The following is a 21,709-nucleotide window of genomic DNA, read 5'->3' as shown; positions in this document are numbered from 1 at the left end:
TGACCTCGCGGGCCGCGGCCCGCGGGATGCCGGATGCGACGCACGCGGGGCCTGGACGCGGGCGCTTGCTCACGGCACGGAGGGGTGCATGACGGAGCTCTCGGCGGAGGTGCGCGTGCAGGTGGCGCGGTGGCGGAATCTCCTCGTGGACGCGGCCCGCTGCGGCGCGCTGGAGAGTCCCCTGGAGGCCCTGACCCATCCCCACTGGGAGCCCCGGGAGCTCCAGGCGCTCTGGTGGCTGCGCTCGGAGAGCCTGCTGCCCGTGGGCGTGCTCGCCACGCGCCTGGGGGGACTGGCCATGCCGCGCCTGAGCCGACTGGTGGACCGGCTGGAGGACGGCGGGCTCGTGCGGCGGGAGCGCTCGGTGCGGCATGACCGCAGGCGCGTGCGCGTGCGCCTCACCGACGCGGGCCGCGCGCTCGCGGACGAGCTCGACGCGCAGGTGCAGGAGCGCATGGCCCGGCGGCTGGCCCCGCTCCAGGGCGAGACGCGCAGCGCCCTGATGGACGTGCTGGAGCTGTGGGTGCAGGCCCTGACCGTCCAGGCCCGCACCGCCGAGGAAGTGGCCGAGGAGAACGCCGAGCTGGCCAACGCCCCCGACGAGCTTCTAACGGCGTCGGCCGCCTGAACTACAGCCGCACCTCCACGACCCCCGAGCGGTGGCACGCCTCCGCTCCGTCGCCCTCCCAATCCATGGCGTCCCCGCCATGCACCTGCAAGGGGAGCGCGTTGGAGGTGATGGGCCCCATCCGCCACCGGCCCGCGGTGTCCGTCTCTCCACGCACGGGCGGCAGCGAGGGATTCGCTCCGCCCGCGATGACGAGCGCGCCCGCCACCGGCCGTCCCTCGCGGGTGACCCGCACCTCGCACGTGGACACGGCCGCGTCCTCCGGTGACAGCCGCGTCTCCACGTCCGAGAAGTCCTCGCCCGCCCGGGCGGTGCTGCTCGGCCGTGACGCGTACGGCGACGACGCCACCTGGAGCCGGTACGTGCCGGGCTCCAGCAGCGACACCGCGAGGCCGTCTTCCTCCGGGCGGAACTCCCGCGTGGGCACGATGCTCCAGGCGCCTCGCGCGTCGCGGCGCTCCAGCAGGTACACCGGATAGGGCGGCGATGAGCGCTCCCTCAACTGCGCCCGGGTGAAGCCATCCATCCGCAGCACCAGCCACCGGTACACCGGCATGCGCCACACCACGTCCACGGTGCCCCGCGACTCCGCCGTCGGCGTGAAGACGAAGTCCCACCACGAGGGCCCCACGGGCCGGCCCTCGTCCTCCGTCACCTCCCGCCGCACCGTGAAGCGGGTCTCCGTCCACGTCGGCACGTCCGGAATCGTGAAGTGGCCGTCCGGCGCGAGCGGGTGCTCCTCACCGCCATCCCCTTGCCGGTACACCGCCGGCCCCAGGGGGCGAGCCCCATCGCCCAGCAGCACCCGTCCCCGCAGCGTGACGGTGTCGCCCACGCCCTCGGGGAACAGCTTCGCCACGTCCAGCGTCACCGGCGCCACGATGCCCTCGCGCAGGGGCACCTCCACCGGCTCGCTCTGCCTCCCCGAAGGCGTGCGCAACCACAGCCGCAGCGACCGGTCCGGCGGCAGGGGCGCGAGCCGCGTCTCCCCGTCCTTCACCAGGGGCACGGGGGTGTCGTTCTCGAAGGCGTGCATCCACTCCGGCGCCGCCAGCGCCAGCACCGGCAGCAGCATGCTGGCCTCCTCCGCGTCGTCCGGATCCACGCCCCGCTGCATCCGCACGGTGAAGGTGCCCGAGACATCCCGAGCCCCCTCCAGCCGCACGCGCACGCCCGTGGGCGGGTGTTCCCGCAGCCGGCCCACGTCCACCCGCCCCGTCACCGGCTGCGTGTCCGGCACATGGTCGCCCCACCAGACCGTGCCGTCCGGCGCGTACGCCATCACCTGGTAGCGCGGCGCGGAAGGCACCGCCACCGGTCCCACCCCGCCGCCCTGCGCGGACGCGGTGACCGGGGCCTCCACCCACTCCCGCACGTTGGCCATCTCCTCCAGGCGCTTGGGCCCCGCGCGCGAGAGGCGCCGGCGGCCCTCCTCTTCCCACCAGCCGCGATCCGAATCGGAGATGAACGCCGCGCCCACGCGCGCCTTGCCCTCGAACGGACGCGAGCCCTCCAGCGTCGCCGTCAGCCACAGGCCCGCGTCCACCGCGGCCTCCACCGGGGGCGCCACCTCCGGCGCACCGGCGTTCTCGACCCTCGCGGACACGGGAGGTGATGGCGGCGCCAGCGGCGGCGCGGGCTCGGGACGCAGCAGCATCCACACGCCCACGCCCACGAGCACCGCCACCAGCATCCCGGCCAGGCGCCGCTTCACGCGCATCAGTCCGTGTCGCTGCTGGAGTACAGGGACAGCCACACCGGCGCGTGGTCCGACAGCCGGGTGACGTAGTCCAGCGGGTTCGCGATGTAGTCGCGGCCCGTGCTGGAGAACTCCGTCACGTAGGTGTCCTGCATCCAGAAGTGGTCGTACGGGTTGGCGTAGCCGCCAGACGTGTTCATCGTGGTGGCCACGTCCAGCTTGCAGGTCACCGCGGGCGACAGGCCCTTCAACTGGCTCCAGGACGCGTGCGTGCAGGCCATGTTGTGGTCGCCCACGAGGATGACGTCCTGGTCCGAGGTGCTGGCGGACTGCACGGACGCGAACACGCCGTCGATGGCCTGCGCCTCCAGCGTGCGGTCCGTCGCCGTGCCCCACACCGCGTGCCAGTTGAGGAACGTGTAGTCCGCGCCCGTGGGCACGTGGCGCACCTTCACCACCTGCGGCTCGCGCTCGAACAGGTCCCCCGTGTCCGTCCACACCGTGGAGGACAGGAGCGACACCGTGTCCGTCCGGTACAGCACCGCGTAGGACTCCTTGTAGGACGACCGGCCGATGAGCGGCGTCACCACCGCCGTCCACGTCACCCCGGAGACCTGCGTCAGGTTCTGCGCGATGGCCGTCGCCGCGGACGCGGCCATCACCTCCTGGAGGAACACCAGGTCACAGCCATTGTTCGAGTTGCTGTTCGCGCCGAACTGGTTCCACAACTGCTTCGCGTCATCCAGGTAGGTCTGCTCGGCCGCCCAGCCCTCGTGGCGGAGGTTCCAGCTCACCACCCGGAGATACGAGCCCGCCTGCGCCAACGCGGGGAGCACCAGCACGGACAACACCAGGACGCGCGACAAGAAGGACGACCCTCTCATTTCACGGCACCTCCAGCCCTGCGGGACAAAAGCGCCCCATCTTCCGCACGCCCGCGCCCCAGGACCAGCCCCCCTTCGTGGAATCGAGGTGACAGCCACCCCGCACGACACTCCCCGGCCTCGACCCAACAAATGCAACTTGATTGCATGTGACTCGTGGTGGCATCTATTGCGGGCCCCTCGCGGGAAGGCGGGGCGGCGCGCGCACCGCCACAGGTGCGTCCGGAGGGGACACCATGAGCCGCATCATCTGGAGTGTGGGAGGCACGGGGGTCGTGTTGTCGTGTCTCGCGGTGGCCTGGCTGCACCGGCCGCTGGTGCTCCCCGCCGAGCCGGTCCCCGCTCCGCCCACCGTGTCCCAGCCGGCGCCCGCCCCTCCCTCGGGGGCCGAAGCCGCGCCCCGCCCCACCGGGCCCGTGCGGGCGTCCACGCCTGCCGCGCCGGAACCGGAGACGCCCCTGTCGCCCGAGGTGTTCCTCGACGCGGCGTTGGCGGTGAAGGGGCCTCCGCAGCCGGAGCTCCGGGACCGTGAGCGCCGGGTGTTGCACGACACGCGCGTGCGGCTGGTGCGGGCCCTGCGCGAGGACCACCCCACTCCTCGAGCCCGCCGGGACGCAGTGCTCGCGGAGCTCACCGCGTCCGGCGACAGCGCGGAGCCCTGGACCCGGGACGCCCGCGCCGCGCTGGACACGTGGCACGCGCGCATCGGGCAGGACGTTCGGCCCGTCCAGGCGGAGCCGCCCCACTGCTACGCCGCGGGCTGCGTGACGCGCGTCACCTTCCCGGACGAGGCGTCCTTCCGCGACGCCTGGGAACGCACGGCCCGCCTGTCCCCCAGCGCCAGCGGCGCCCACCTCCAGCTCCCGCCCGAGCACCTCCCCTCGGGCGAGGTGCGCGTCCCGTGGCTCGTCCTGCGCCCGGACCGCACCTAGCCCCCGTCTTCACCCGCCGCACCCATCCAAGGAGTTCCCCATGTTGAAGCATGCCCTGCTCGCCGCTGGCGCCGTCGTCCTGCTCGCCGGCTGTGGTACCGAAGAAGCCCCCGCCCCGGAGTCGCAAGCCCCCGTCACCCAGCAGTCGGAGCTGCTCGCCGCCTGCGAGGACACGGCGGAGCTGGCGGAGGTCGCCGAGCACTCCTGCATCCACGCCGAATACGGACCCTTCGAGTCCGTCACCGCCGCGCCCTACGGCGGCCCGTCCTTCGTGGACGTGAGCGTGGGGCACACCGCGTACAACGTCACCCTGCCGGCAATCACCTACCAGCAGTGGACGCTGGCCTACGCGGGCTCCGTCATCTTCACGCCGGAAGAGTCCAACGAGTACGCCATCCTCACCTCCGGCTACCGCGCCGTCCGCGTCTTCAACGCGGCCACCAACGAGGAGGTCGGGCTCGAGTGCCGCTACCACGTCCCGCAGGAGGTCTGCGGCAACCTGCGCACCGCCGTCACGGCCGACCTGGAGGGTGGCGTGGACTACCGCCTGGACTTCGCGGCCGTCGTTCCCCAGCCCGCCACGTTCCTCCTCATCGTGGAGGAGACGGGCCACGACCACCACGAAGCCAGGTGAGGCAGCCCCATGCGCACCCCGTTTCCAGCCCTCCTCCTGGCCGGCGGCCTCGCGGTCCTGACCGCCTGCGGCGGCGACGACGCATCACCCGGCCCGGACGACACGCCCCAGGAGCAGGGCGACCCATGCGCCCCCAACGGCCACATCCACCGCGAGCCTGAGGGCGACTGGTGCCACTGCAACCGGGGCTACCTGGCCAGCGAAGCGGGCCTGTCCTGCGTGACGGACCCGAACTACGTGCCGCGCACGGACTTCGACTTCGGGGACAAGGGCGAGCACGCCTGCTGGCACGTCACGAACGGCCCCTTCGCCACCGTCACCGCGTCGCCCGAGCGGCAGCCGCGCGTGGATGACTTCCACACGCACTACACCGTCCAACTGCGCCCGGAGAACGGCCAGTCCGTGGGCACCTTCAGCTTCAAGGCCTGGGCGAGCGGTGACTTCATCCTCTACCTGAGCACGCCCGACGTCGCCGTCACCGTGAAGGAAGGCGAGCGCGTCGTGGAGCCCCAGGGCACCCAGGCCACGGGCGGCTCCTGCGACGGCCTGAAGCACATGGTCGGCTACGAGCTGACGGACAAGGTCCAGTACACCGTCACCTTCGGCCCCACCCCGCTCACCAGCCTCGGGCTCGTCATCGAGCACCTCCAGTGACGGCCTGAATCGCGCTGGGATTAATTGCAATACAGTTGCTTTTGCATCATGAATCATTCACCGGACGCACCGGCGGTTCTTGACCGCCTGGCACCCCGCCGCGTCCGGCATCCCGAAAGGAAACACCCATGTTGAAGATGAAGCGCATCGCGCTGGGCGCGCTGTTGTCGCTCGGCCTGACGGCCTGCGGACCGATGGAGGAGGCGCCGGAGGCCTCCTTCGAGGCGCAGGACTCGCAGGAGCTGGAGGCCGGTTGCACGTCGCTGGGCACGAGCATCACCACGCACGCGTGCGCCCACGCCGGCAACCCCACGGACCACGTGTCCATCACGGCGAGCGCCACGCGTGTCACCAGCGCGCCCGCCATCAGCACGAAGCACAAGGCCTATGACCTGGCGCTGCCGTCCGGCGCCGAGGGCTCCGTGACGTACGTGCCGGCCACCACCGGTTCGTACGCGTTCTACCGGACGCAGAACGTGGCCTTCACCGTCGTCAACGGCGCCACCAGCGCCACGGTGCCCTCCGCGCTGGCGCACACCGTGTCGGCCTCCGGGTGTTCGCTCGCGTACGTGTCCGTCTACGACCTGACGGCGGGCACGACGTACATCCTCGCGGCGGGGCCGGCGTCCGGCAACGCGCTCACCGTGGTGCCGGAGTTCCTCAACGACACGCGCACGCGCTACTACCAGGACGCGGACGGTGACGGGTACGGCAACAGCTCCGTGTCCGTCTACACCGCGTGCACGCCGCCCTCCGGCTACACGACGCAGCGCTTCGACTGCAATGACACGCCGGGCTCCGGCGCCAGCATCAACCCGGGCGCCACGGAGATCTGCGGCAACGGCATCGACGACAACTGCGACGGGTCGCAGTGCTGACCGCCGTCTCCTGACGCGGGCCTGAGAAGGTCCGCTCCCCGCGCCGGAGCACCTCCCTCGGAAGGGTGCTCTGGCGCGAGCCTTTCCCCGCATGCACGAAGGACTCCCCCCGATGCGTCTCTCTTCCGCCACCTTCCTGTTCGCCACCTGTGCCGCCCTCGCGCTGACCGGCTGCGCTGACGACGCCCCCATCGTCACGCCGGACGCGGGCACCAGCACCGACGCGGGTTCCGATGCGGGCACCAGCACCGACGCGGGCACGAGCGTGTCCAGCGCCACCGTCACCACCTCCCGTCCCTCCGAGGGCGAGGCGGACGTCTACCCGCTGGAGATGTACCTGGACGCGTCCGGACAGACGCCGGTCATCGCCTTCCGCAAGGTGCTCACGCTCACCTTCAGCGAGCCCATGGACCCGTCCGCCGCCCGGGTCACGCTTCACGACCGCACGGACACCACCGCCCCCGCCCGCGTCCTCACCGGCACCTGGTCCGAGGACGCGCGCACGCTCACCGTCACCGTGCCGCGCACCGAGGAGAGCACCCGGCCGCTGGAGGTCTCCACGCACCACGCCCTGTCGCTGGACGCGCTGAAGGACGCGGCCGGACGCGCGCTGTCAGCGGACACCGTGGGGCTGGGCGGCGACACCGCGCTGGACTTCACCACCGGCGAGCGCGACCCGGAGCTGGAGCACGCGTGCACGCACACGCTCGCCAACCCACCGGAGGCGGTCACCGCGGGCCGCACGCCCTTCGACTTCCCGCCCGACACGCACACCGGCCACGCGCGCTACGACGTCACCCTGCGCCCCGTCGAGGCGGGCTTCGGCGGCTACACGGGCTTCATCTCCGACCCGGAGAACGCCGAGCACGTCACGCTCTACCTGAACCAGGAGGTCCCCACGAAGGTCACCAACGACACGGCGGGGACGGACGTGGCGTCGGTGCTCGCCCCCGCGCGGTTCATCTGCGCCGGCATCACGCACACGCTGACGTTCACGTCGGAGCCGGGGGATCAGATCCACCTGCTCCAGTTCGGCCCCGTGGCCTCGGAGCACATCCAGTTCGTGCTGGAGCGCGAATAGCAACCCCACACGGCCCGCGGGGAGGGCCTGCGTCCACCAGGACAAGGTGGGCCGCCCCGCCGGTCCAATGCCGCGTGACGGGCTGCCCGCTACGGTGACGGTCTCTCTCGGACCCGGAGGCACCCCGCATGCGCCACGCCGCTCCCCGAAGGACGCTCGCCCCCTACGAGGAAGTGCAGACGTTGCCCCACTACCTGGTGGGCGAGGCGCTCGACGGCATCCTCTACGTCTCGTCGCCGCCCATCGCGCGCAAGCAGGGCATGACGCCGCTCATGGGACGCGCGCCGGAGGGCTGGTGGTGGACCTCCGAGCCCCGGCTGCTGCTGGGCGAGGACGTGCTCGTCCCGGACCTGGCGGGCTGGATGAGCGGCCGGCCGCCGACCCTGCCGGATGGCTCGTTCATCGACCGCGTGCCGGATTGGATCTGCGAGGTGCTCACGCCCGCCACCGCGAAGCTGGACCTGACCATCAAGCTGCCGCGCTACGCCCGCGCGGGCATCCGCAACGCCTGGGTCATCAACCCTGTGCACCGCGTGGTGGAGGTGTTCCGCCAGGAGCACGAGCGCTGGGTGCTCCTGCACACCTTCGTGAACGAGGAGCGCGTGCGCGTCGAGCCCTTCAACAAGGTCGACCTGGTGCTGGCGCCATTCTGGACGCAGGTGTGAATCACGCCGCGGGCTCCCACGCGCCCGTGAACGCGTCGTAGCGGCGCACGTTGACGCTCAGCGCGCGGTACACCTGGGTGTCCGCCCCCACGTCCACCGGCGTCCCCTCCGCGGGCACCGTCAGCCGCTCGAAGCGCGCGCCGGTGAACCAGCGGTGCGGCTGGGGCTCCAGGACGAAGAGGCCCTCGTCGTCCAGGTCCACCTCGATGGGCACGAAGTCCACGCGCTGGAGCTCCACGGGCGGCGGGAAGTCCATCGCCACACGGAAGGGCACGCGCGCCGCGCCCTGGGTCGCGACGCCCTCCAGGAACAGGGAGCGCCCCTGCATCACGTCCGCCTCCGCGCCCAGGGCGCTCGATGGCGGCTGGAGCAGCAGCGACAGCGACCGCGCCAGGCCCGCGATGCCAGGAGAGCGCCCCAACACGCGCGCCTGTCCCGCGTCCGCGAGCAGGTCGAAGACCACCTCCCGGTCCCACTCGCCCAGCACGCGGCCCCCGGAGAAGAAGTCCCCTTCGTGCGCGTGCGCGGTGGGCAGCAGCGCGTCTCCCAGGCGGCGCAGCAGGGCCTGGGGCTGGAGGGGCGAGGCCTTCTCGAACAGGTAGATGGGCCCCAGCACCAGGCGCGCGGTGGTGAGCGTCACGCGCCAGCCGGTGTCGGTGGTGAAGGCGCCGACGGTCGTCTCCCCGGGCGCGAGCGCCGTGCGCAGGCCCATGCGGAAGGTGATGCTCCGCCCGCCGGTGCCGGACAGGCCGCAGCCCGCCGCGAGCGCTCCGCCCAACATCCACGTGAAGGCACGACGCGAACAGCGCTTCATGGCGGGTCCTCCTGGAGGTCCAGGTACACGGTGAGGGTGCCGCGCACGGTGCGAGGGGCACCGGCGGAGAAGTGGCGCGTGGCCAGCAGGGACGCGGGCGCGTCGGGGCCCCGGAAGTTGGACACGTAGTTGAACTCGGACTCCCGCCAGCGCGCGTCCAGCAGGTTCTCCACGGCCAGGCCCAGCTCCACGGCGCGCCAGCGCGCGCGGGCCGCCACGTCGAAGAGGAAGATGGGCTCGCTGTAGCGGTTCAACGGCAGGGGCTTGGGCCCGATGGCGCTGTGCCCCAGCGCCACGCTCCACCCCACCGGCTGCCGGGCCACGGTGGCCGTGCCCCGCCACGACGCGTCCACGCGGCCCAGCACCTGCGGGATGTACGGCAGCACCGCGCCGTCCCACAGCTTCCAGGCTGATGCTCCAGGCAACGGCTGCGTCGCGCGGGCCCACGCGAGGCTCGCCAGCACGTCCAGGTGCTGCTCCCACTGGAAGCGCGCGCTGCCGAACGCGCCCAGGCGCTGCGACGGGCCAATGGGTTGGTTGCGCCCGGTCGTCTCGCTGAACACCAGGTCCTGCGACACGCGCGTGGCGAACACGGCGCCGCGCAGCTCCAGCGCGGACGGGCCGTCGCCCCACCGCCAGCCCAGGCCCGTCTCCCCCGACGTCACCCGCGCGTAGGGCGCGAACTCCGCGTCGGACAGGCCGGCCGCGTCGCTGGAGCGGGCACCCAGGCCCGCGCTGGTCAGCCACGTGAGGCGCGGCGTCAGGCGCACCTCCGCGCTGGCGCGAGGGCTGGCGAAGAAGCCGTAGGCCTCCACGGACTCCTCCGGGATGCGCGCCCCCTGCCGGTCCGCCGCCGGCCGGTTCAGGTCCTCCACGCCGAACAGGAACGCGTCCACGCGCGCGCCGCCCCGCAGCGTGAGCCACTCCAGCGGCGCGCCGCGCAGGGACAGGTACGCGCCCAGGTTCGTCACGCGCACCTGGTTGTCGAACACGGTGGCGTAGGGCGCGCCGCCCTTGTCGCGCAGGCGCCGCGCGCGGGTGTGCACGTCGTCGTAGCGGGCCACGTAGCCCAGCTCCACCGGCCGAGGCTGCCCCCACGCGGTGAGGCCCGGGGTGTAGCGCCCGCGCAGGCCCACGGTGGTGCCCTGGTAGGACTGCTCCGTGTTGTCACCGCGCTGGGCTTCGCCGATGGGGGGCGTGTCCTGGAGGAAGCCGGTGAAGTTCTCGCGGCTGCGCATCTGCCGGGCGATGGCGAAGGCCTGCTGCACGAAGCGGCCTCCGCGCTCCAGCCGGGACGTCAGCTCCACGGAGGCAAGATGGCGCTGGCTCGCGCCGCCCTGGTTCGGGTCGTAGAGGCAGAAGAACTGCGAGTCCGCGTCCGGCCCGCACGGCAGCCGCGCGTCCACGACGTCCGTCTCCCGCACCACGCCCGCGGAGGCATAGCGCGCGCCGTAGCTCGCGCCGAACAGGCGCAGCTTCGTCTCCGGCCCCAGGCGCAGCTCCGTCTGGGCCATCAGGCCCGCGTTCGCGTACGCGCGGTTGGGGCCGAAGCCATGCCCCTGGCGCAGCAGCACGCCGACGAAGGTGGCGGCGGTGGACTCGGGCGGGCCCCACACCAGGGACAGCCGGCGCGACGCGAAGCCGCCGTAGCTGGCGGACGCGGTGAGGCCCCGCCGCTCCAGCCCCAGTTGGTACTCCACCGTGCCCGCGACGCCGAAGTCGCCCTGGGACGGCTCATAGGGCCCCTCCGTCACGCGCAGGGACTGCACCAGCTCCGGGATGATGAAGTACGTGTCCGCGTAGCCGTGGCCGTGGGCGTTGGAGACCTCGTTGAGGGGCACGCCGTCCAGGCGCATCTCCACGTCCTTGCCCTCGCCCGCGTCGAAGCCGCGCAGGTAGACGGTCTCCGCGTGCCCCTCCCCGCCGTGGTTGGCGAGCATCACGCCCGGCGCGAGCAGCATCAGCTCCGTGGCCGAGTTGCGAGGCACGTCCGCCAGTTGCCCCACCGTGATGTGGAAGTCCCCCACGGCGACAGGAGGCGGCGCGGCGGACTGCCCGCGCACCGTGGTGGAGAACACGGGCGGCTCCCGCTTCGGGGGCGTCGTGGGTTGCTCCGTCCCCGCGAGCCCTGGCAGCTCCGCCGCGAGCGGCACGGCCTGCGCCACCGGCTCGAACGTCACCGGCACGTCCACGCGCACCTCCAGCGGCGCTCCACCCTGGCGCGCGGGCTCGAAGCGCCAGCGCAGGGCCGCCGCCATCGCGGCCCGGTCGAACGCGGTGCCCCCGGACTCCTGGACCTCCACCTGGGACACCTCTCCCCCGCTGTCGATGGTCAGCCGCAGCAGCACCCGCACGGCCTCCGTCAACGGCGGGACGTCCGCCGGCATCACGGGCGGCGGCGCCTCCACGGGCACGGGCGGCGTCACGGGCGCTTCGGGCGACGCGCTCAACAGCCAGAGCACCAGCGTCGGGATGAACACGGGCAACGACCTCGGCCTTCGGGGCCCACCCGGCACGGGCGGCCCTTCCAACGGCCGCCCGTGGATACCGCAACCCAGACTTGACTTGCAACATAGTTACAAATACCAACCAGATGCATGAACCAACGAAGCATGTGGACTCGTGGCCTGCTGCTGGGTGCGCTGGGGCTCGCGGCCTCCGGCTGCGGCGACGCCGTGGCGCGAGGTGACGCGCGGGTGTCGTTGAGCGGCGGGGACGGCACGCAGCGCGGCTACGCGGATCACCTCTTCCAGGACGGCTGGTCCGTGCAGTTCACGAAGTACCTGGTGTCCCTGGGGGACTTCACCCTCACCTCCGCGGCTGGCGACGTGCACGCCACGACGGAGCACCTGCTGGTGGATGTGCAGAAGGGGGACGTGCCCCTCACCGGCCTGACGGGCCTGGAGGCGGGGCGCTACGGCGTGGCCTTCCGCGTGAGCCCTCCGGAGGCCCGCACCGTGGCGGGCGCGTCCGTGTCCTCGGAAGACCTGGCGATGATGCGCGAGCGCGGCTTCAGCTACTTCGTGGAGGGCCGCGCGCAGAACCGCGACCCCACCCTGGGCGTCTACACCTTCCGCATGGGCTTCCCCGTGGACGCGCGGATGGTGGACTGCATCAACGGCGCGGACGGCACCCAGGGCATCGTCGTGCCGGAGGGCTCCGTGGCGGAGGCGGAGGTCACCATCCACGCCGAGCACATGTTCTACGACCGGCTGGGCACCCACCGCGGCGTGCAGCTCCGCTTCGAGGCCATCGCCGCCACCGCGGACGTGAACCACGCCATCACGCCGGAGGGGCTGGCGACCCAGGACCTGCTCGACCTGCGCGGGCTGGATGGGGGCGAGCTGCGCGACGCCCAGGGCCAGCCCGTCGTCTACCAGCCGGGCGCCTACGCCCTGCGCACGCTCCAGGAGTTCGTCGCCCGGAGCATCGTGGATCAGGCGCACCTCAACGGCGGCGGCGTCTGCACCGTCGCCGCGCCGTAGGGCCTCCCCGTCACGACAGGGAAGGCCCCGGCGAACCCTCAGGCCTTGGGCGCTTCCTTCGCGGCGCGCTGCGCTTCGACCTCGCGCCGCACGTCATCCATGTTCAGCGCGCGGACCTGCCGGAGCAGGTCCTCCAGCGCCGCCGCCGGCATCGCGCCCGGCTGCTCGAACAGGAGGATGCCGTCCCGGAACACCATCAGCGTGGGGATGGAGCGAATCTCGAAAGCACCGGACAGCTCCGGCTGCGCGTCGGTGTCGATCTTCCCGAACACGATGTCCGCGTGCTTGTTGGAGGTGCTCTCGAAGATGGGCGCGAACGCGCGGCAGGGACCACACCAGGTCGCCCACCAGTCCAGGATGACGATGCCGCTCTTGCCCACCGTCTCCTTGAAGTTGTCCTTCGTGATTTCGAGCGTCGCCATGAAGTCTCCTCCTACCGGACGTCCAACAGCTCCACCTCGAACAGGAGGGTGGCGTTGGGGGGAATCACACCGGCCGCGCCGCGCGAGCCGTAGCCCAGCTCCGGCGGGATGGTGAGCTTGCGGATGCCGCCGACCTTCATGCCGGCGACGCCCTGGTCCCAGCCCTGGATGACGTGGCCGGCGCCCAGCGGGAAGGTGAAGCCCTGCCCCCGGTCCCGGCTGCTGTCGAACTTCTTGCCGTCCGTGAGCGTGCCCACGTAGTGCACCGTCACCCGCTTGCCAGAGACCGCTTCCGCCCCGGTCCCGACCTTCACGTCTTCTACTCCCAGGCTCATGCCAGGCTCCTCAGGCGGGAATCCGCCATGGAAAAATGCGCACTCTAACGCCGCGCGCACCCTCCTGCCTCCCTGAATGCCCCGCCCCGGACCGGAATAAAAAAGTGACGGCGGGGACCCGGATGATTCCGGACACCCCGCCGTCAGCTCCTGCCATGGAGACTTCAGGTCAGAAGGTACCGCCCACGTTCAGCGTGGTCGTGTAGCTACCACCGCCCGACGGGTCGCTGCCGCCCGGCTGGATGTCCGGGGCGAACTGCTTGTCGAACAGGAAGTTGTAGTAGCCACGCAGGTCCGCGGTGAAGTGGCCGAAGTGGCCGCGCACGCCCACGCCCGCCGGGATGTTGCCCACGGTGTCGTCGCTGTAGCCGAGCGACTCACCGCCGCGGAAGTGGTAGTTGCTGATGCCGATGCCACCCAGCAGGTACGGCTGCACCGCCGTGGGCGTCACCGCGAGCGTCAGGGCCGCCTGGCCGCCGTTGCGCACCAGGTCCGGGCCGGTATCCGCGCCCGCGGAGCCCGCGTCCTTGATGTTGTTCAAGGCGCCGGAGTAGCCGACCTCGATGCCCAGCACGGACGTCGGCTTGAGCGACGCCGTCACGGCCGCGGAGGGGCCGGGGGCGAGCTGCGGGGCCAGGGCGCCGGTGTAGCCTTCCACACCGCCACCGATGAGCAGCGTCAGGCCCTTGTTGTCGCCCTTGCTCTTCTTCTCCACCTCCAGCGGCTGGATGTCCTCATTGGCTGACGCCGAGGGCGAGTAGGCCGGAGGAGGCGTGGTCACGCCGCTGCCGCCCGTGGCCTCCTGGCCGTACATCCCGCTGTCACGCTGGCTCATGCCACCGCTGCTCGTGCCGGACGGAGGCGGAGGCGGCGCGGGAGGCTGCGCCGCGGGAGGCGGCGGCGCGGGAGGCGGCGCCGCGGGCGCCGGTTCAATGGGTTCGCTCTGCGGCATCGTGGTGCCACTGGAGCCACTGCCGCCCACGCCGGCGCCGCTGCCGCCCACGCCGGCCTGGTTCACCGGCTCGCAGCGCAGCGGCATGTTCAGGTAGACGGCGCCGCTGCCGCCCTTGACGTCCGCGCTGGGGCTGCTCAGGCCCCGGTCGCTGGTGCCCAGGTTCTGGCTGGTCTGCGAGGAGTCATCGATCGACCCGCTGCCGCCCGTCCCCTGAAGCGATTCATCCACCGGCGTCTCCTCGATGAGGAGATCCTCCTCCTGGACCCCGTCCTGGGAGGATTGCGCCGTCGTCTGCTGCTTGTCCTTGTGGACCGCGGTCTGCCCTGGAGGGCAATCCTTCTCCGCCGCACCCGCGCCCGTCCCATACATGAGCGCCGCGACGGCGCCCGCCAGAATTTTCGCTTTCATCCAACCCTCCATCGTCGACTGACTGACATGAAGGTTGTCGTGCGAGGGACGTCCGGCAAGCCTTGCGCGGGTCGTCAAAGAAAGGTGACCTGCCCGCCTGCCCCCCAGGGGGCGAGGCGTGGTTTCAGAGCCACTTCACGGGGGCGGAGGGCCTGGACGCCTCCCCGTCCACCGTCAAAACCAGACATCAATAAACATCCGTCACGCGTTGCGCAGCCAGGCCGAGCCGGTGACGACAGGCAATTGCAGCGCGCGTTCCCGGTCCAGGTCCAGGTTGCCGATGTGCAGCGACAGCGGCGCCTGCACCCACTTGTAGATGGATTGCTGGAACAGGCGCACGAAGCGGTCCACGTACCCGCCCAGCCGGTCCGCCTCCACCTCCGGGAACATCGCGGTGAGCGCGGTGCGCATCTCCGACGGGGTGAGCTTCTCCCCCGCGTGCAGGTAGAAGCACGCGTCCAGGATGGGGAAGGGCATCAGCTCCTCCTCGCCCACCTGATCATGCGCCAGCTCCGGCCCCGCGGGCCTGGCCAGCACCTTGCGGATGCCCTCGTAGCCGGTGGTCTCCTGGAGGTAGTCCAGCAGGTACATCACCACCGTCTTGGGCACGTTGGCGATGACCGCGAGCGCGCCCATCAGGTCTCCGCCGATGGTGGTGTAGCCCACGGACTTCTCGCTCATGTTGCCCGTCTGCAGGAACAGGCCGCCGCAGGAGTTGCTCCAGTTCCACATGCGCTGGGCGCGGATGCGGGCCTGGATGTTCTGCTCCGTGATGGGGGTGAGCTTCGTCTCGCCCAGCATCGTCTGGGCGGCGGCCTTCTCCCGCTCGAAGGCCTCCTCGATGGAGACCACCTGGAAGGGCACGCCCAGCTCCCGCGCGATGGTCTCCGCCGCGTCGCGCGTCTGCTGGCTGGAGTACGGGCTGGGCATGTAGAACGCCTGGATGAGCGAGCCCGGGTTGTCCGGCCGCGCGCGCTTCGCGTACCGGTGCGCGATGAGCAGCGTGAGCAGCGAGTCCCGCCCGCCCGACAGCGCGATGCCGAACAGCTTGAAGGCGCGCGTCTTCTCGAAGTAGTCGCCCACGCCCAGCGACAGCGCGTCCAGGATGTCCTCGCACAGCGCCACGCGCGCGGTGCGGCGGGTGTCCGGCGCGGGCAGGAAGAAGCTGCGGTGCGCGGGCACGGGGTACGTCAGCTTCTGGCGCTGCGTCTTCACCGCCTGCGTGCAGTCCAGGGTGGGCACCTTCCCACCGCCGGCCGCGATCCAGTCCTCGCGGTCCACGCGCCAGGTGGTGTTCTCCGTGCGCAGGCGCAGCGTGCGGTCCAGGTCCACCACGGCGGAGGTGAAGCCCTGCTGGAAGCGCGGCGTCTCCAGCACGTGGCGGCCGTTCTGGTTGATGAAGCCGCCGCCGTCGAAGATGAGCCCGTCGTTGCTGCCCACCGCGTTCGCGTAGGCGATGGTGACCTGGTGGTCGGACGCGCGCGTGGCGATGAGCTCGCGGCGCGTCTCCCAGAAGCCCAGCCGGAAGGGGGACGCGGACAGGTTCACCACCAGCTCGCCGCCGGAGTACGCGCGCCGGCGCATGGGGCCGTCCGCGCTCCAGATGTCCTCGCACACCTCCGGCGCCAGCGTGCCGAAGTCGAACTGGAAGAGGTAGTCGCCCAGCGGCACGCCCCGGTGGCGCTCCGCCATGCCCGGCTGGCCGTGGCCGAAGGTGCGGCCTTCATAGAAGACGTTGTACGTGGGCAGCTTCTCCTTGGGCACCAGGCCCAGCACCCTGCCGCCCGCCACCACCGCCGCGCAGTTGAGGCGCACGCCCTGGTGGGCCACGCCCACGCCCAGGATGCTCACCAGCGGCAGCGCCGCGGTCTGGCTCGCGAAGCGCTCCAGCTCCGGCCACTGGTGGTCGATGAAGCCCTGCCACTGGACCAGGTCCTCCGCGGGGTAGCCGGCGATGACCTGCTCGGGGAAGACGCCCAGCGTGACGTCCTCCGCCGTCATCTTCCTCGCCAGGTCCAGCACCCGGTCGGTGTTGGCCTGGAAGGCGCCCACGGTGGTGTTGACGCTGGCGATGCCAATCTTCACGAGCCGCATGGTGCGTCGCTCTCCCTCAAGAAGGCGTGAGGCCCCGAGCAATGCGCGCCTGGGGGCGCCAGGGCAAGCGGATGCTGCGGCCCCGGACCCGGCGCGTTCAGTTCCCGCGCCGGGCGCGACCGCACGGCTAGTTCAGCGGTCCGCTGGGGCGCATGGGCTGGAGCTGGCTCAAGAGGTCGCTCACGTCCTCCAGCACCTGCTCCAGGCGGCGCCGCACGTCCAGCTCCCCCAGCAGCTCCTGCCGCCGTCCAGGCTCCGGCACCAGCGCGGACGCCACCACGTCCGCCAGCATGCCCCCGCCGGCGCGCGCGGCCACCGGCAGCAGGCTCTCCGCGAACGAGGGCGGCACCCGGCCCGCCAGCTCGAAGACGGCCTGGCGCAGTTGCTCCTCCTCCGGCCCGGTGTAGGGGGGATCCGCCAGCACCTGGGCGCGCACCTGGCGGTAGGGCGTGTCCGGCGCCAGCTCCGTCACCATCCGGACGCGGCTGACGCCCTGCAGGAGGATGTTGTAGCGCCCGTCCTCCACCTGCTCGTCCCAGACGATGACGCCCGCGCACATCAGGGGCTGGAGCGGCGGGCGGCCCTCGTAGTTGCCCTCCCAGCCCGGCTCCAACTGGCCCAGCGCCAGCACCCGGTCCGTGGCGAGGGCGTCCTTCACCAGGGCCCGGTAGCGGGGCTCGAAGATGTGCAGGGGAATCACGGTGTGCGGGAACAGGACCGCCGACGGCAGGGGAAATACCTTCAGCGCACCGGCGGCGCGTTCCACGGTCTCTTGTGCGGTCATGGTCACCCTTCCCCGTGTGTAAGCCCCCGGGGCATGGGGCGCATTCCAATCAGGCAGGCATCCGGGCCCGGGGGCCCGGTGGCAAGGGCCCCGGGTTCCGCTAGGGTGCGCCCCCGAATGTCCTCCACCGAGCCTTCCCCCCAGACCTCCCCGGCCGCCACGGCCGCTGACGCCCCGAAGCCGTCCTGGTACCGCCGGCTGTACCAGCGCGTGGAGGCCGCCTCCTCCACCCCGCACGCGCTCGCCACGATGATGGCGGTGTCGGTGGTGGATGGCTCCGTCTTCCCCATCCCGCCCTTCGCGGTGCTGGTCCCCATGGTGCTCGCCCAGCCGAAGAAGTGGGTGCGCTACTGCCTGCTGGGCACCCTGGCGAGCCTGGTGGGCGGCCTCATCGGCTATGGCCTGGGGGCGTTCGTGGGCGAGGGCATCACCCAGCTCCTGCACATCGACCTGGACGTGCGCGTGGACCGCTTCGGCGTGTCCGGCACGGTGGGCGAGCTGCTGGGGCGCAACTTCTGGGTGCTGGCGCTCCTGTGCTCCATCCTGCCCACGCCGTTCAAGATCGTCGCCATCGGCAGCGGCCTGGTGTCGGTGCCGCTGGAGCGCTTCCTGCTCGCGTCCATCATCGGCCGCTCGGTGCGCTTCTTCCTGGTGGGCGGCGTGGTGCGCTTCTTCGGCCCCACCGCCCGCAAGTGGCTGCGCGTCTGAGCGGACCCTAGCCGCGGCGCGTGCCGCCCACCGCGCCGCGCGCCGCCACCGGTTGGGGGCCGCCCTCCAGCACCGCCTCCACCGTGGACAGCAGCACGTCCGGGCGGACCGGCTTCTCCAGCACCCGCTGGGCCACCGCCTCCACGAACGCCCTCGCCTCCGGTGATGACGCCCCGCCGGAGATGAACACCACGCGCGACGCCAGCGCGGGCGCCTCCGACTGGAGCCGCCGGTACACCGCGATGCCGTCCATGCCCGGCATCTGGAGGTCGCACAGCACCACGTCGAAGGACTCGCCCGCGGCCACCCTCGCCAGCGCGTCCTCGCCGCGCGTGACGGTGACCACGTCGTGGCCGGGCTCCAGCAACAGGCGCATGGACTGCGCCAGCCGGGGCTCGTCGTCCACGATGAGCACCCGCCCGCGCCGCCCGGAGGCCGCCGTCTCCGGCGCCTCCTCGCCGCGCGCCACGGCGTGCAGCGGCACCAGGCTCCCCGCGCTCTGCACGGGCGCGGGCGGCAGCAGCAGCGTGAAGGTGGCGCCCTGCCCCGGCGCGCTGTGCACGCGCAGCTCGCCCCCGTGCGTGCGGACGATCTGCTGACAGATGGCGAGCCCCAGGCCGGTGCCCTCGTCGTTGCCCTTGGTGGTGAAGAACGGGTCGAAGATGCGCGGCAGCACGTCCGGCGGGATGCCGCCGCCCGTGTCCTCCACCTCCACGCGCGCGTGGCCGGACGCGTCCGTCCCGGTGCGCACGCGCACCTCGTGGCGGCCGGGCTCCCCCTCCGGGATGGCCTGCAGGGCGTTCACCAGCAGGTTGAGCAGCACCTGCCCCAGCCGCGCCTCGCTGCCCAGCACGCGCGGCACCGGCCCGAAGTCCTCCACCAGCCGCGCGCGCGAGCGCAGGGCGTGCAACACCACGCGCACCGCGGGCGGCACCAGCGCGTTCAGGTCCACCAGGCCGCGCTCCGGCGCGCCCTCGCGGCTGAACACCTGCAGGTCCCTCACGATGAGGCGGATGCGCTCCGCGCCCTCCTGGGCCCCGCGCACGCTCACGAGCGCGTCGCGCACGGCCTGCGGGGCCTGGGCCCCCTCCCCCGCGAGGCTCTTGCGCGCGGCCTCCAGGTTCAGCGCCAGGTAGGCCAGCGGGTTGTTGATTTCATGGCCCACGCCCGCGGCCAGCGTGCCCACGGCCGCCACGCGCTCGGCGGCCACCAGCCGCGCCTGCAGCTCCTTCGTCGCGGTGACGTCGCGGTGGGTCGCCACGAAGTGCGTCACGGCCTGGCCGTTGGCGCGCACCGGGGAGAGCTGGATCTCGCTCCACACCCGCGTGCCGTCCGGCCGCGTCAGCGCCACCTCCGCGCGCAGCGAGCGCTCCTCGCGCAGCGCCTCCAGCAGCCGCTGCCGGTCCCCGCCGTCCGCGGACGCCAGCAGCTCCCCCGGCGCCGCGCCGACGAGCTCCTCGCGCCGCCGGCCCACCAGCGCGCACAGGGCCTCGTTGACGAAGACGGTGTGCAGGCCGCCCGACTCGCGCACCTCGCAGATGAGCACGCCTTCGTGCACCGCGCGCACGGTGGTGGCCAGCAGCTCCAGCAGCTCCACCGCCTGGCGGCGCTCCGCGCGCGCCGCCGCCAGCAGCAGGCCCGTCAGCGCGGTGATGCCGATGAAGAGCTGCAGCACCACCAGCCCCCGGTGCGGCAGGTCCACCGTGAAGAACGGCCCCAGCCCCCGCGCCGTGCCGGCGATGGCCGCCAGCGCGATGGAGAGCGAGGACAGCGCCGCCCCCCGCAGGCCGAAGCCCAGGGCCGCCCAGGCCATCAGCGGGAAGAGCAGGAACGTCAGGGCGTGCGCCGCCCCGGAGCCCGGCCGGGGGAAGGCGAAGACGCCCACGCACACCGCGGCCGTCAGCGCCGTGAGCAGCAGCGCCTCCCACGAGCGCGCCATGCGCCGGGGCCTGCGCAGCAGCACCACCGGCGTCACCAGCAGCATGCCCAGCAGGTCCGCCATCCACCACAGCCAGCCGGAGGGGCCCCACTGCGCGGCGGGCACCACCCCGCCCAGCACGAGCCCCAGCGTGCCCAGCCCGGAGCCCACGAGCGCCCCCAGCCCCGCGCCCGCGCCCAGCCACGCGACGTCGCGCACGCGGTGCAGCTCCCGCGCGCCGCCCATGCGCTGGAACAGCAGCGCCGGCAGCACCGCCTCCAGCGTGGAGCCCAGCACGACGGACAGCCCCACGCCCGGAGTCACCCCCATGGCGTACGCCACCGCGCCCGCGCCCAGCGCCACCGCCGGCCAGCGCGACACGCCCAGCAGCAGGAGCCCGCCCAGCGCCACGCCCGACGGCAGCCACACGGGACAGATGTGGCTCTTCTCCGCGGCCAGCGACAGCGCCACCCGCGCGGCCAGCAGGTACACCGCCGCCAACGCGAGGACCTCCACGAGGCCCCGGACCGGGAACGCCGCCACACGGGCCTGAGGACGACCTTGGATGATGACTCCCCCCGTCCTCTCCGGGCCGTGACACCAGGGCCGGCAGGAACATGCGTCATGCTAGCGGGGACCGCGGTGCGTTGCACCCCGTCCGCCGGCAGGCCCGCCCGGCAGGCAGGCGGTGTGCGGCAGGCGATGCAATGACCACACTGGGGGACCGTAGGAAGGGGCAAGGAGGAACGAAATCCATGTCGCGTCCCGGACTTGCTGCGCTGCTGTCGTTCTTCATCCCCGGCGTGGGGCAGATCTACAACGGTGACATCCTGCGCGGGGTCTTCTGGCTCATCATCACGCCCGGCTTCTGGCTGGGCACGGGCGGCATCCTCGGCTGGGTGTGCCACGTCATCGCCGCGGCCACCGCCTACAACCGCGCCGAGGACAAGGAGCGGCTGAGATACGGCATGGGCTAGTCACGCGGACATGAAAAAGGGGCCCGCTGGCCCCTCGCCCACCGCCGCCCCGGTGCCCTCATGGGCCGGGGCGGTGTCGCTTCATGAAGCTCAGGTGTTGAACGCGTCGGGCAGCGGTTGCGGGCCCGGGATGATGCCGGCGATATCGGGATCCTCTTCGCCCGGCCCGCGAGTCGGACGGTTGTCCTTCTCGGTCTTGCGCTCGGCCTTCTTGGCGTCCTTCTCGCGCTGCTTCTGCGCGCGCGCCATCTCCTTCTGCCGCTTTGTGGACCTTCCCTGCATGGAACCTCCTGGGAAACATTGACCGAAAAAGAGGCCCGGCCCCGTCAAGGCCGGACCTCGTGGATGCGTGAAGAGCAACCGAGCCGGTGGGCTCAGCCGACCGGGCGGACGTTCTCCGCCTGCAGGCCCTTGGGGCCCTTCTTCACGTCGAACTCCACCTTCTGGCCCTCGGCCAGGGTGCGGAAACCGTCCGACTGGATGGCGGTGTGGTGGCAGAACACGTCCGGACCACCGCTGTCCTGCGTGATGAAACCAAAGCCCTTCGCATCATTGAACCACTTCACCGTACCACTTGCCATGATCTGCTTCCTTGTCCCACAGACAACCTGGCGAGAGCGCCGGGCTGCCCGCCCCGTGACTTTGGGGCGAAGACCGCGCCTTAACCCTGAACAGGCATGAAGTCGAGCCGGGAACCACTCCCGGTCTCCCTCACGCCGACGAAGGTAACAACCTCGATCTCAGGGTGAAACGC

Annotated in this window: 22 protein-coding genes; 10 read left to right on the top strand and 12 right to left on the bottom strand. The window is 72.1% G+C overall.

Translation table 11 applies throughout. The features are described 5' to 3' along the window. Positions 1-88 precede the first annotated feature (88 nt). Positions 89-628 (top strand): MarR family transcriptional regulator, encoded by a 540-nt coding sequence (locus tag K8556_RS15865; protein ID WP_223740915.1) that lies wholly within the window; start codon positions 89-91, stop codon positions 626-628. A 1-nt stretch (position 629) separates the two neighbouring features. Here K8556_RS15865 and K8556_RS15860 read toward each other — a convergent pair whose 3' ends face one another. Further along, positions 630-2,342: a carboxypeptidase regulatory-like domain-containing protein gene (locus tag K8556_RS15860; RefSeq protein ID WP_223740914.1), complete on the bottom strand. Its 1,713-nt coding sequence runs from the start codon at positions 2,340-2,342 to the stop codon at positions 630-632. A 5-nt stretch (positions 2,343-2,347) separates the two neighbouring features. Then, on the bottom strand, positions 2,348-3,211 hold the full coding sequence (locus tag K8556_RS15855; RefSeq protein WP_223740913.1) for a deoxyribonuclease I: 864 nt from the start codon (positions 3,209-3,211) through the stop codon (positions 2,348-2,350). Between the two features lie 236 nt (positions 3,212-3,447). Here K8556_RS15855 and K8556_RS15850 point away from each other — a divergent pair, with 236 nt between their 5' ends. From K8556_RS15850 to K8556_RS15825, 6 genes are all read left to right on the top strand, one after another. Continuing rightward, complete coding sequence (locus tag K8556_RS15850; protein WP_223740912.1) at positions 3,448-4,143, top strand: hypothetical protein; 696 nt, start codon at positions 3,448-3,450, stop codon at positions 4,141-4,143. 40 nt (positions 4,144-4,183) lie between these two features. Beyond that, on the top strand, positions 4,184-4,777 hold the full coding sequence (locus K8556_RS15845; protein WP_223740911.1) for a hypothetical protein: 594 nt from the start codon (positions 4,184-4,186) through the stop codon (positions 4,775-4,777). 9 nt (positions 4,778-4,786) lie between these two features. Then, the gene (locus K8556_RS15840; RefSeq protein WP_223740910.1) at positions 4,787-5,431 is read left to right on the top strand and encodes a hypothetical protein; all 645 of its coding nucleotides are present in this window, start codon (positions 4,787-4,789) and stop codon (positions 5,429-5,431) included. A 128-nt stretch (positions 5,432-5,559) separates the two neighbouring features. After that, positions 5,560-6,309 (top strand): putative metal-binding motif-containing protein, encoded by a 750-nt coding sequence (locus tag K8556_RS15835; RefSeq protein ID WP_223740909.1) that lies wholly within the window; start codon positions 5,560-5,562, stop codon positions 6,307-6,309. 112 nt (positions 6,310-6,421) lie between these two features. Beyond that, positions 6,422-7,390, top strand: coding sequence for an Ig-like domain-containing protein (locus K8556_RS15830; protein WP_223740908.1), 969 nt, complete (start codon positions 6,422-6,424; stop codon positions 7,388-7,390). Between the two features lie 128 nt (positions 7,391-7,518). Beyond that, positions 7,519-8,055: a Uma2 family endonuclease gene (locus K8556_RS15825; protein WP_223740907.1), complete on the top strand. Its 537-nt coding sequence runs from the start codon at positions 7,519-7,521 to the stop codon at positions 8,053-8,055. Between the two features lies 1 nt (position 8,056). Here the strand turns inward: K8556_RS15825 and K8556_RS15820 are convergent, their stop codons facing one another. Continuing rightward, positions 8,057-8,869: a hypothetical protein gene (locus K8556_RS15820; RefSeq protein WP_223740906.1), complete on the bottom strand. Its 813-nt coding sequence runs from the start codon at positions 8,867-8,869 to the stop codon at positions 8,057-8,059. Beyond that, complete coding sequence (locus K8556_RS15815; RefSeq protein ID WP_223740905.1) at positions 8,866-11,349, bottom strand: TonB family protein; 2,484 nt, start codon at positions 11,347-11,349, stop codon at positions 8,866-8,868. Before K8556_RS15815 ends, K8556_RS15820 begins: the two co-directional genes overlap by 4 nt. A gap of 132 nt (positions 11,350-11,481) precedes the next feature. Here K8556_RS15815 and K8556_RS15810 point away from each other — a divergent pair, with 132 nt between their 5' ends. Beyond that, entirely contained in the window at positions 11,482-12,354 is an 873-nt protein-coding gene (locus tag K8556_RS15810; RefSeq protein WP_223740904.1) for a hypothetical protein, read from the top strand. A 38-nt stretch (positions 12,355-12,392) separates the two neighbouring features. Here K8556_RS15810 and trxA read toward each other — a convergent pair whose 3' ends face one another. The 5 genes from trxA to K8556_RS15785 form a co-directional block, all read right to left on the bottom strand. After that, complete coding sequence (gene trxA, locus K8556_RS15805) at positions 12,393-12,776, bottom strand: thioredoxin (protein ID WP_223639122.1); 384 nt, start codon at positions 12,774-12,776, stop codon at positions 12,393-12,395. An 11-nt stretch (positions 12,777-12,787) separates the two neighbouring features. Then, positions 12,788-13,111 carry an FKBP-type peptidyl-prolyl cis-trans isomerase gene (locus tag K8556_RS15800; RefSeq protein ID WP_223740903.1) on the bottom strand — a complete coding sequence of 108 codons (324 nt, stop codon included), beginning with the start codon at positions 13,109-13,111 and terminating at the stop codon, positions 12,788-12,790. Between the two features lie 169 nt (positions 13,112-13,280). Continuing rightward, positions 13,281-14,474 carry a hypothetical protein gene (locus tag K8556_RS15795; RefSeq protein ID WP_223740902.1) on the bottom strand — a complete coding sequence of 398 codons (1,194 nt, stop codon included), beginning with the start codon at positions 14,472-14,474 and terminating at the stop codon, positions 13,281-13,283. Between the two features lie 201 nt (positions 14,475-14,675). Further along, a complete protein-coding gene (gene nadE, locus K8556_RS15790) occupies positions 14,676-16,568 on the bottom strand; it encodes an NAD(+) synthase (protein WP_223740901.1) in 1,893 nt (630 codons plus the stop codon). Positions 16,569-16,695: 127 nt separating this feature from the next. Then, positions 16,696-17,352 carry an LON peptidase substrate-binding domain-containing protein gene (locus tag K8556_RS15785; RefSeq protein ID WP_223740900.1) on the bottom strand — a complete coding sequence of 219 codons (657 nt, stop codon included), beginning with the start codon at positions 17,350-17,352 and terminating at the stop codon, positions 16,696-16,698. Between the two features lie 117 nt (positions 17,353-17,469). Here K8556_RS15785 and K8556_RS15780 point away from each other — a divergent pair, with 117 nt between their 5' ends. Beyond that, the gene (locus tag K8556_RS15780; protein ID WP_223740899.1) at positions 17,470-18,060 is read left to right on the top strand and encodes a YqaA family protein; all 591 of its coding nucleotides are present in this window, start codon (positions 17,470-17,472) and stop codon (positions 18,058-18,060) included. Positions 18,061-18,067: 7 nt separating this feature from the next. Here K8556_RS15780 and K8556_RS15775 read toward each other — a convergent pair whose 3' ends face one another. Further along, positions 18,068-20,521: an ATP-binding protein gene (locus tag K8556_RS15775; protein WP_223740898.1), complete on the bottom strand. Its 2,454-nt coding sequence runs from the start codon at positions 20,519-20,521 to the stop codon at positions 18,068-18,070. A 212-nt stretch (positions 20,522-20,733) separates the two neighbouring features. Here K8556_RS15775 and K8556_RS15770 point away from each other — a divergent pair, with 212 nt between their 5' ends. After that, positions 20,734-20,955: a hypothetical protein gene (locus K8556_RS15770; protein ID WP_143903121.1), complete on the top strand. Its 222-nt coding sequence runs from the start codon at positions 20,734-20,736 to the stop codon at positions 20,953-20,955. 90 nt (positions 20,956-21,045) lie between these two features. Here the strand turns inward: K8556_RS15770 and K8556_RS15765 are convergent, their stop codons facing one another. Together K8556_RS15765 and K8556_RS15760 are read right to left on the bottom strand one after the other, a co-directional pair. Then, on the bottom strand, positions 21,046-21,237 hold the full coding sequence (locus K8556_RS15765; RefSeq protein WP_014400217.1) for a hypothetical protein: 192 nt from the start codon (positions 21,235-21,237) through the stop codon (positions 21,046-21,048). Between the two features lie 92 nt (positions 21,238-21,329). Continuing rightward, positions 21,330-21,536, bottom strand: a complete 207-nt coding sequence (locus K8556_RS15760) for a cold-shock protein (RefSeq protein ID WP_014400218.1) — start codon at positions 21,534-21,536, stop codon at positions 21,330-21,332. Positions 21,537-21,709: the final 173 nt, after the last annotated feature.

This window comes from Corallococcus sp. AS-1-12 (assembly GCF_020036995.1).
Taxonomy (GTDB): domain Bacteria; phylum Myxococcota; class Myxococcia; order Myxococcales; family Myxococcaceae; genus Corallococcus.
Note: the sequence above shows the minus strand (reverse complement) of the source record. Positions and strands in the feature narration are given on the sequence as shown.

What these genes read in the sequence shown, in the direction of transcription:
- K8556_RS15810 (WP_223740904.1), top strand. Translation starts at nt 11,482, where the DNA reads ATGTGGACTCGTGGCCTGCTGCTGGGTGCGCTGGGGCTCGCGGCCTCC.
- K8556_RS15840 (WP_223740910.1), top strand. Translation starts at nt 4,787, where the DNA reads ATGCGCACCCCGTTTCCAGCCCTCCTCCTGGCCGGCGGCCTCGCGGTC.
- K8556_RS15800 (WP_223740903.1), bottom strand. Translation starts at nt 13,111, where the DNA reads ATGAGCCTGGGAGTAGAAGACGTGAAGGTCGGGACCGGGGCGGAAGCG.
- K8556_RS15780 (WP_223740899.1), top strand. Translation starts at nt 17,470, where the DNA reads ATGTCCTCCACCGAGCCTTCCCCCCAGACCTCCCCGGCCGCCACGGCC.
- K8556_RS15795 (WP_223740902.1), bottom strand. Translation starts at nt 14,474, where the DNA reads ATGAAAGCGAAAATTCTGGCGGGCGCCGTCGCGGCGCTCATGTATGGG.
- K8556_RS15830 (WP_223740908.1), top strand. Translation starts at nt 6,422, where the DNA reads ATGCGTCTCTCTTCCGCCACCTTCCTGTTCGCCACCTGTGCCGCCCTC.
- K8556_RS15855 (WP_223740913.1), bottom strand. Translation starts at nt 3,211, where the DNA reads ATGAGAGGGTCGTCCTTCTTGTCGCGCGTCCTGGTGTTGTCCGTGCTG.
- K8556_RS15845 (WP_223740911.1), top strand. Translation starts at nt 4,184, where the DNA reads ATGTTGAAGCATGCCCTGCTCGCCGCTGGCGCCGTCGTCCTGCTCGCC.
- K8556_RS15770 (WP_143903121.1), top strand. Translation starts at nt 20,734, where the DNA reads ATGTCGCGTCCCGGACTTGCTGCGCTGCTGTCGTTCTTCATCCCCGGC.
- K8556_RS15825 (WP_223740907.1), top strand. Translation starts at nt 7,519, where the DNA reads ATGCGCCACGCCGCTCCCCGAAGGACGCTCGCCCCCTACGAGGAAGTG.
- K8556_RS15835 (WP_223740909.1), top strand. Translation starts at nt 5,560, where the DNA reads ATGTTGAAGATGAAGCGCATCGCGCTGGGCGCGCTGTTGTCGCTCGGC.
- K8556_RS15765 (WP_014400217.1), bottom strand. Translation starts at nt 21,237, where the DNA reads ATGCAGGGAAGGTCCACAAAGCGGCAGAAGGAGATGGCGCGCGCGCAG.
- trxA (WP_223639122.1), bottom strand. Translation starts at nt 12,776, where the DNA reads ATGGCGACGCTCGAAATCACGAAGGACAACTTCAAGGAGACGGTGGGC.
- nadE (WP_223740901.1), bottom strand. Translation starts at nt 16,568, where the DNA reads ATGCGGCTCGTGAAGATTGGCATCGCCAGCGTCAACACCACCGTGGGC.
- K8556_RS15820 (WP_223740906.1), bottom strand. Translation starts at nt 8,869, where the DNA reads ATGAAGCGCTGTTCGCGTCGTGCCTTCACGTGGATGTTGGGCGGAGCG.
- K8556_RS15865 (WP_223740915.1), top strand. Translation starts at nt 89, where the DNA reads ATGACGGAGCTCTCGGCGGAGGTGCGCGTGCAGGTGGCGCGGTGGCGG.
- K8556_RS15760 (WP_014400218.1), bottom strand. Translation starts at nt 21,536, where the DNA reads ATGGCAAGTGGTACGGTGAAGTGGTTCAATGATGCGAAGGGCTTTGGT.
- K8556_RS15785 (WP_223740900.1), bottom strand. Translation starts at nt 17,352, where the DNA reads ATGACCGCACAAGAGACCGTGGAACGCGCCGCCGGTGCGCTGAAGGTA.
- K8556_RS15850 (WP_223740912.1), top strand. Translation starts at nt 3,448, where the DNA reads ATGAGCCGCATCATCTGGAGTGTGGGAGGCACGGGGGTCGTGTTGTCG.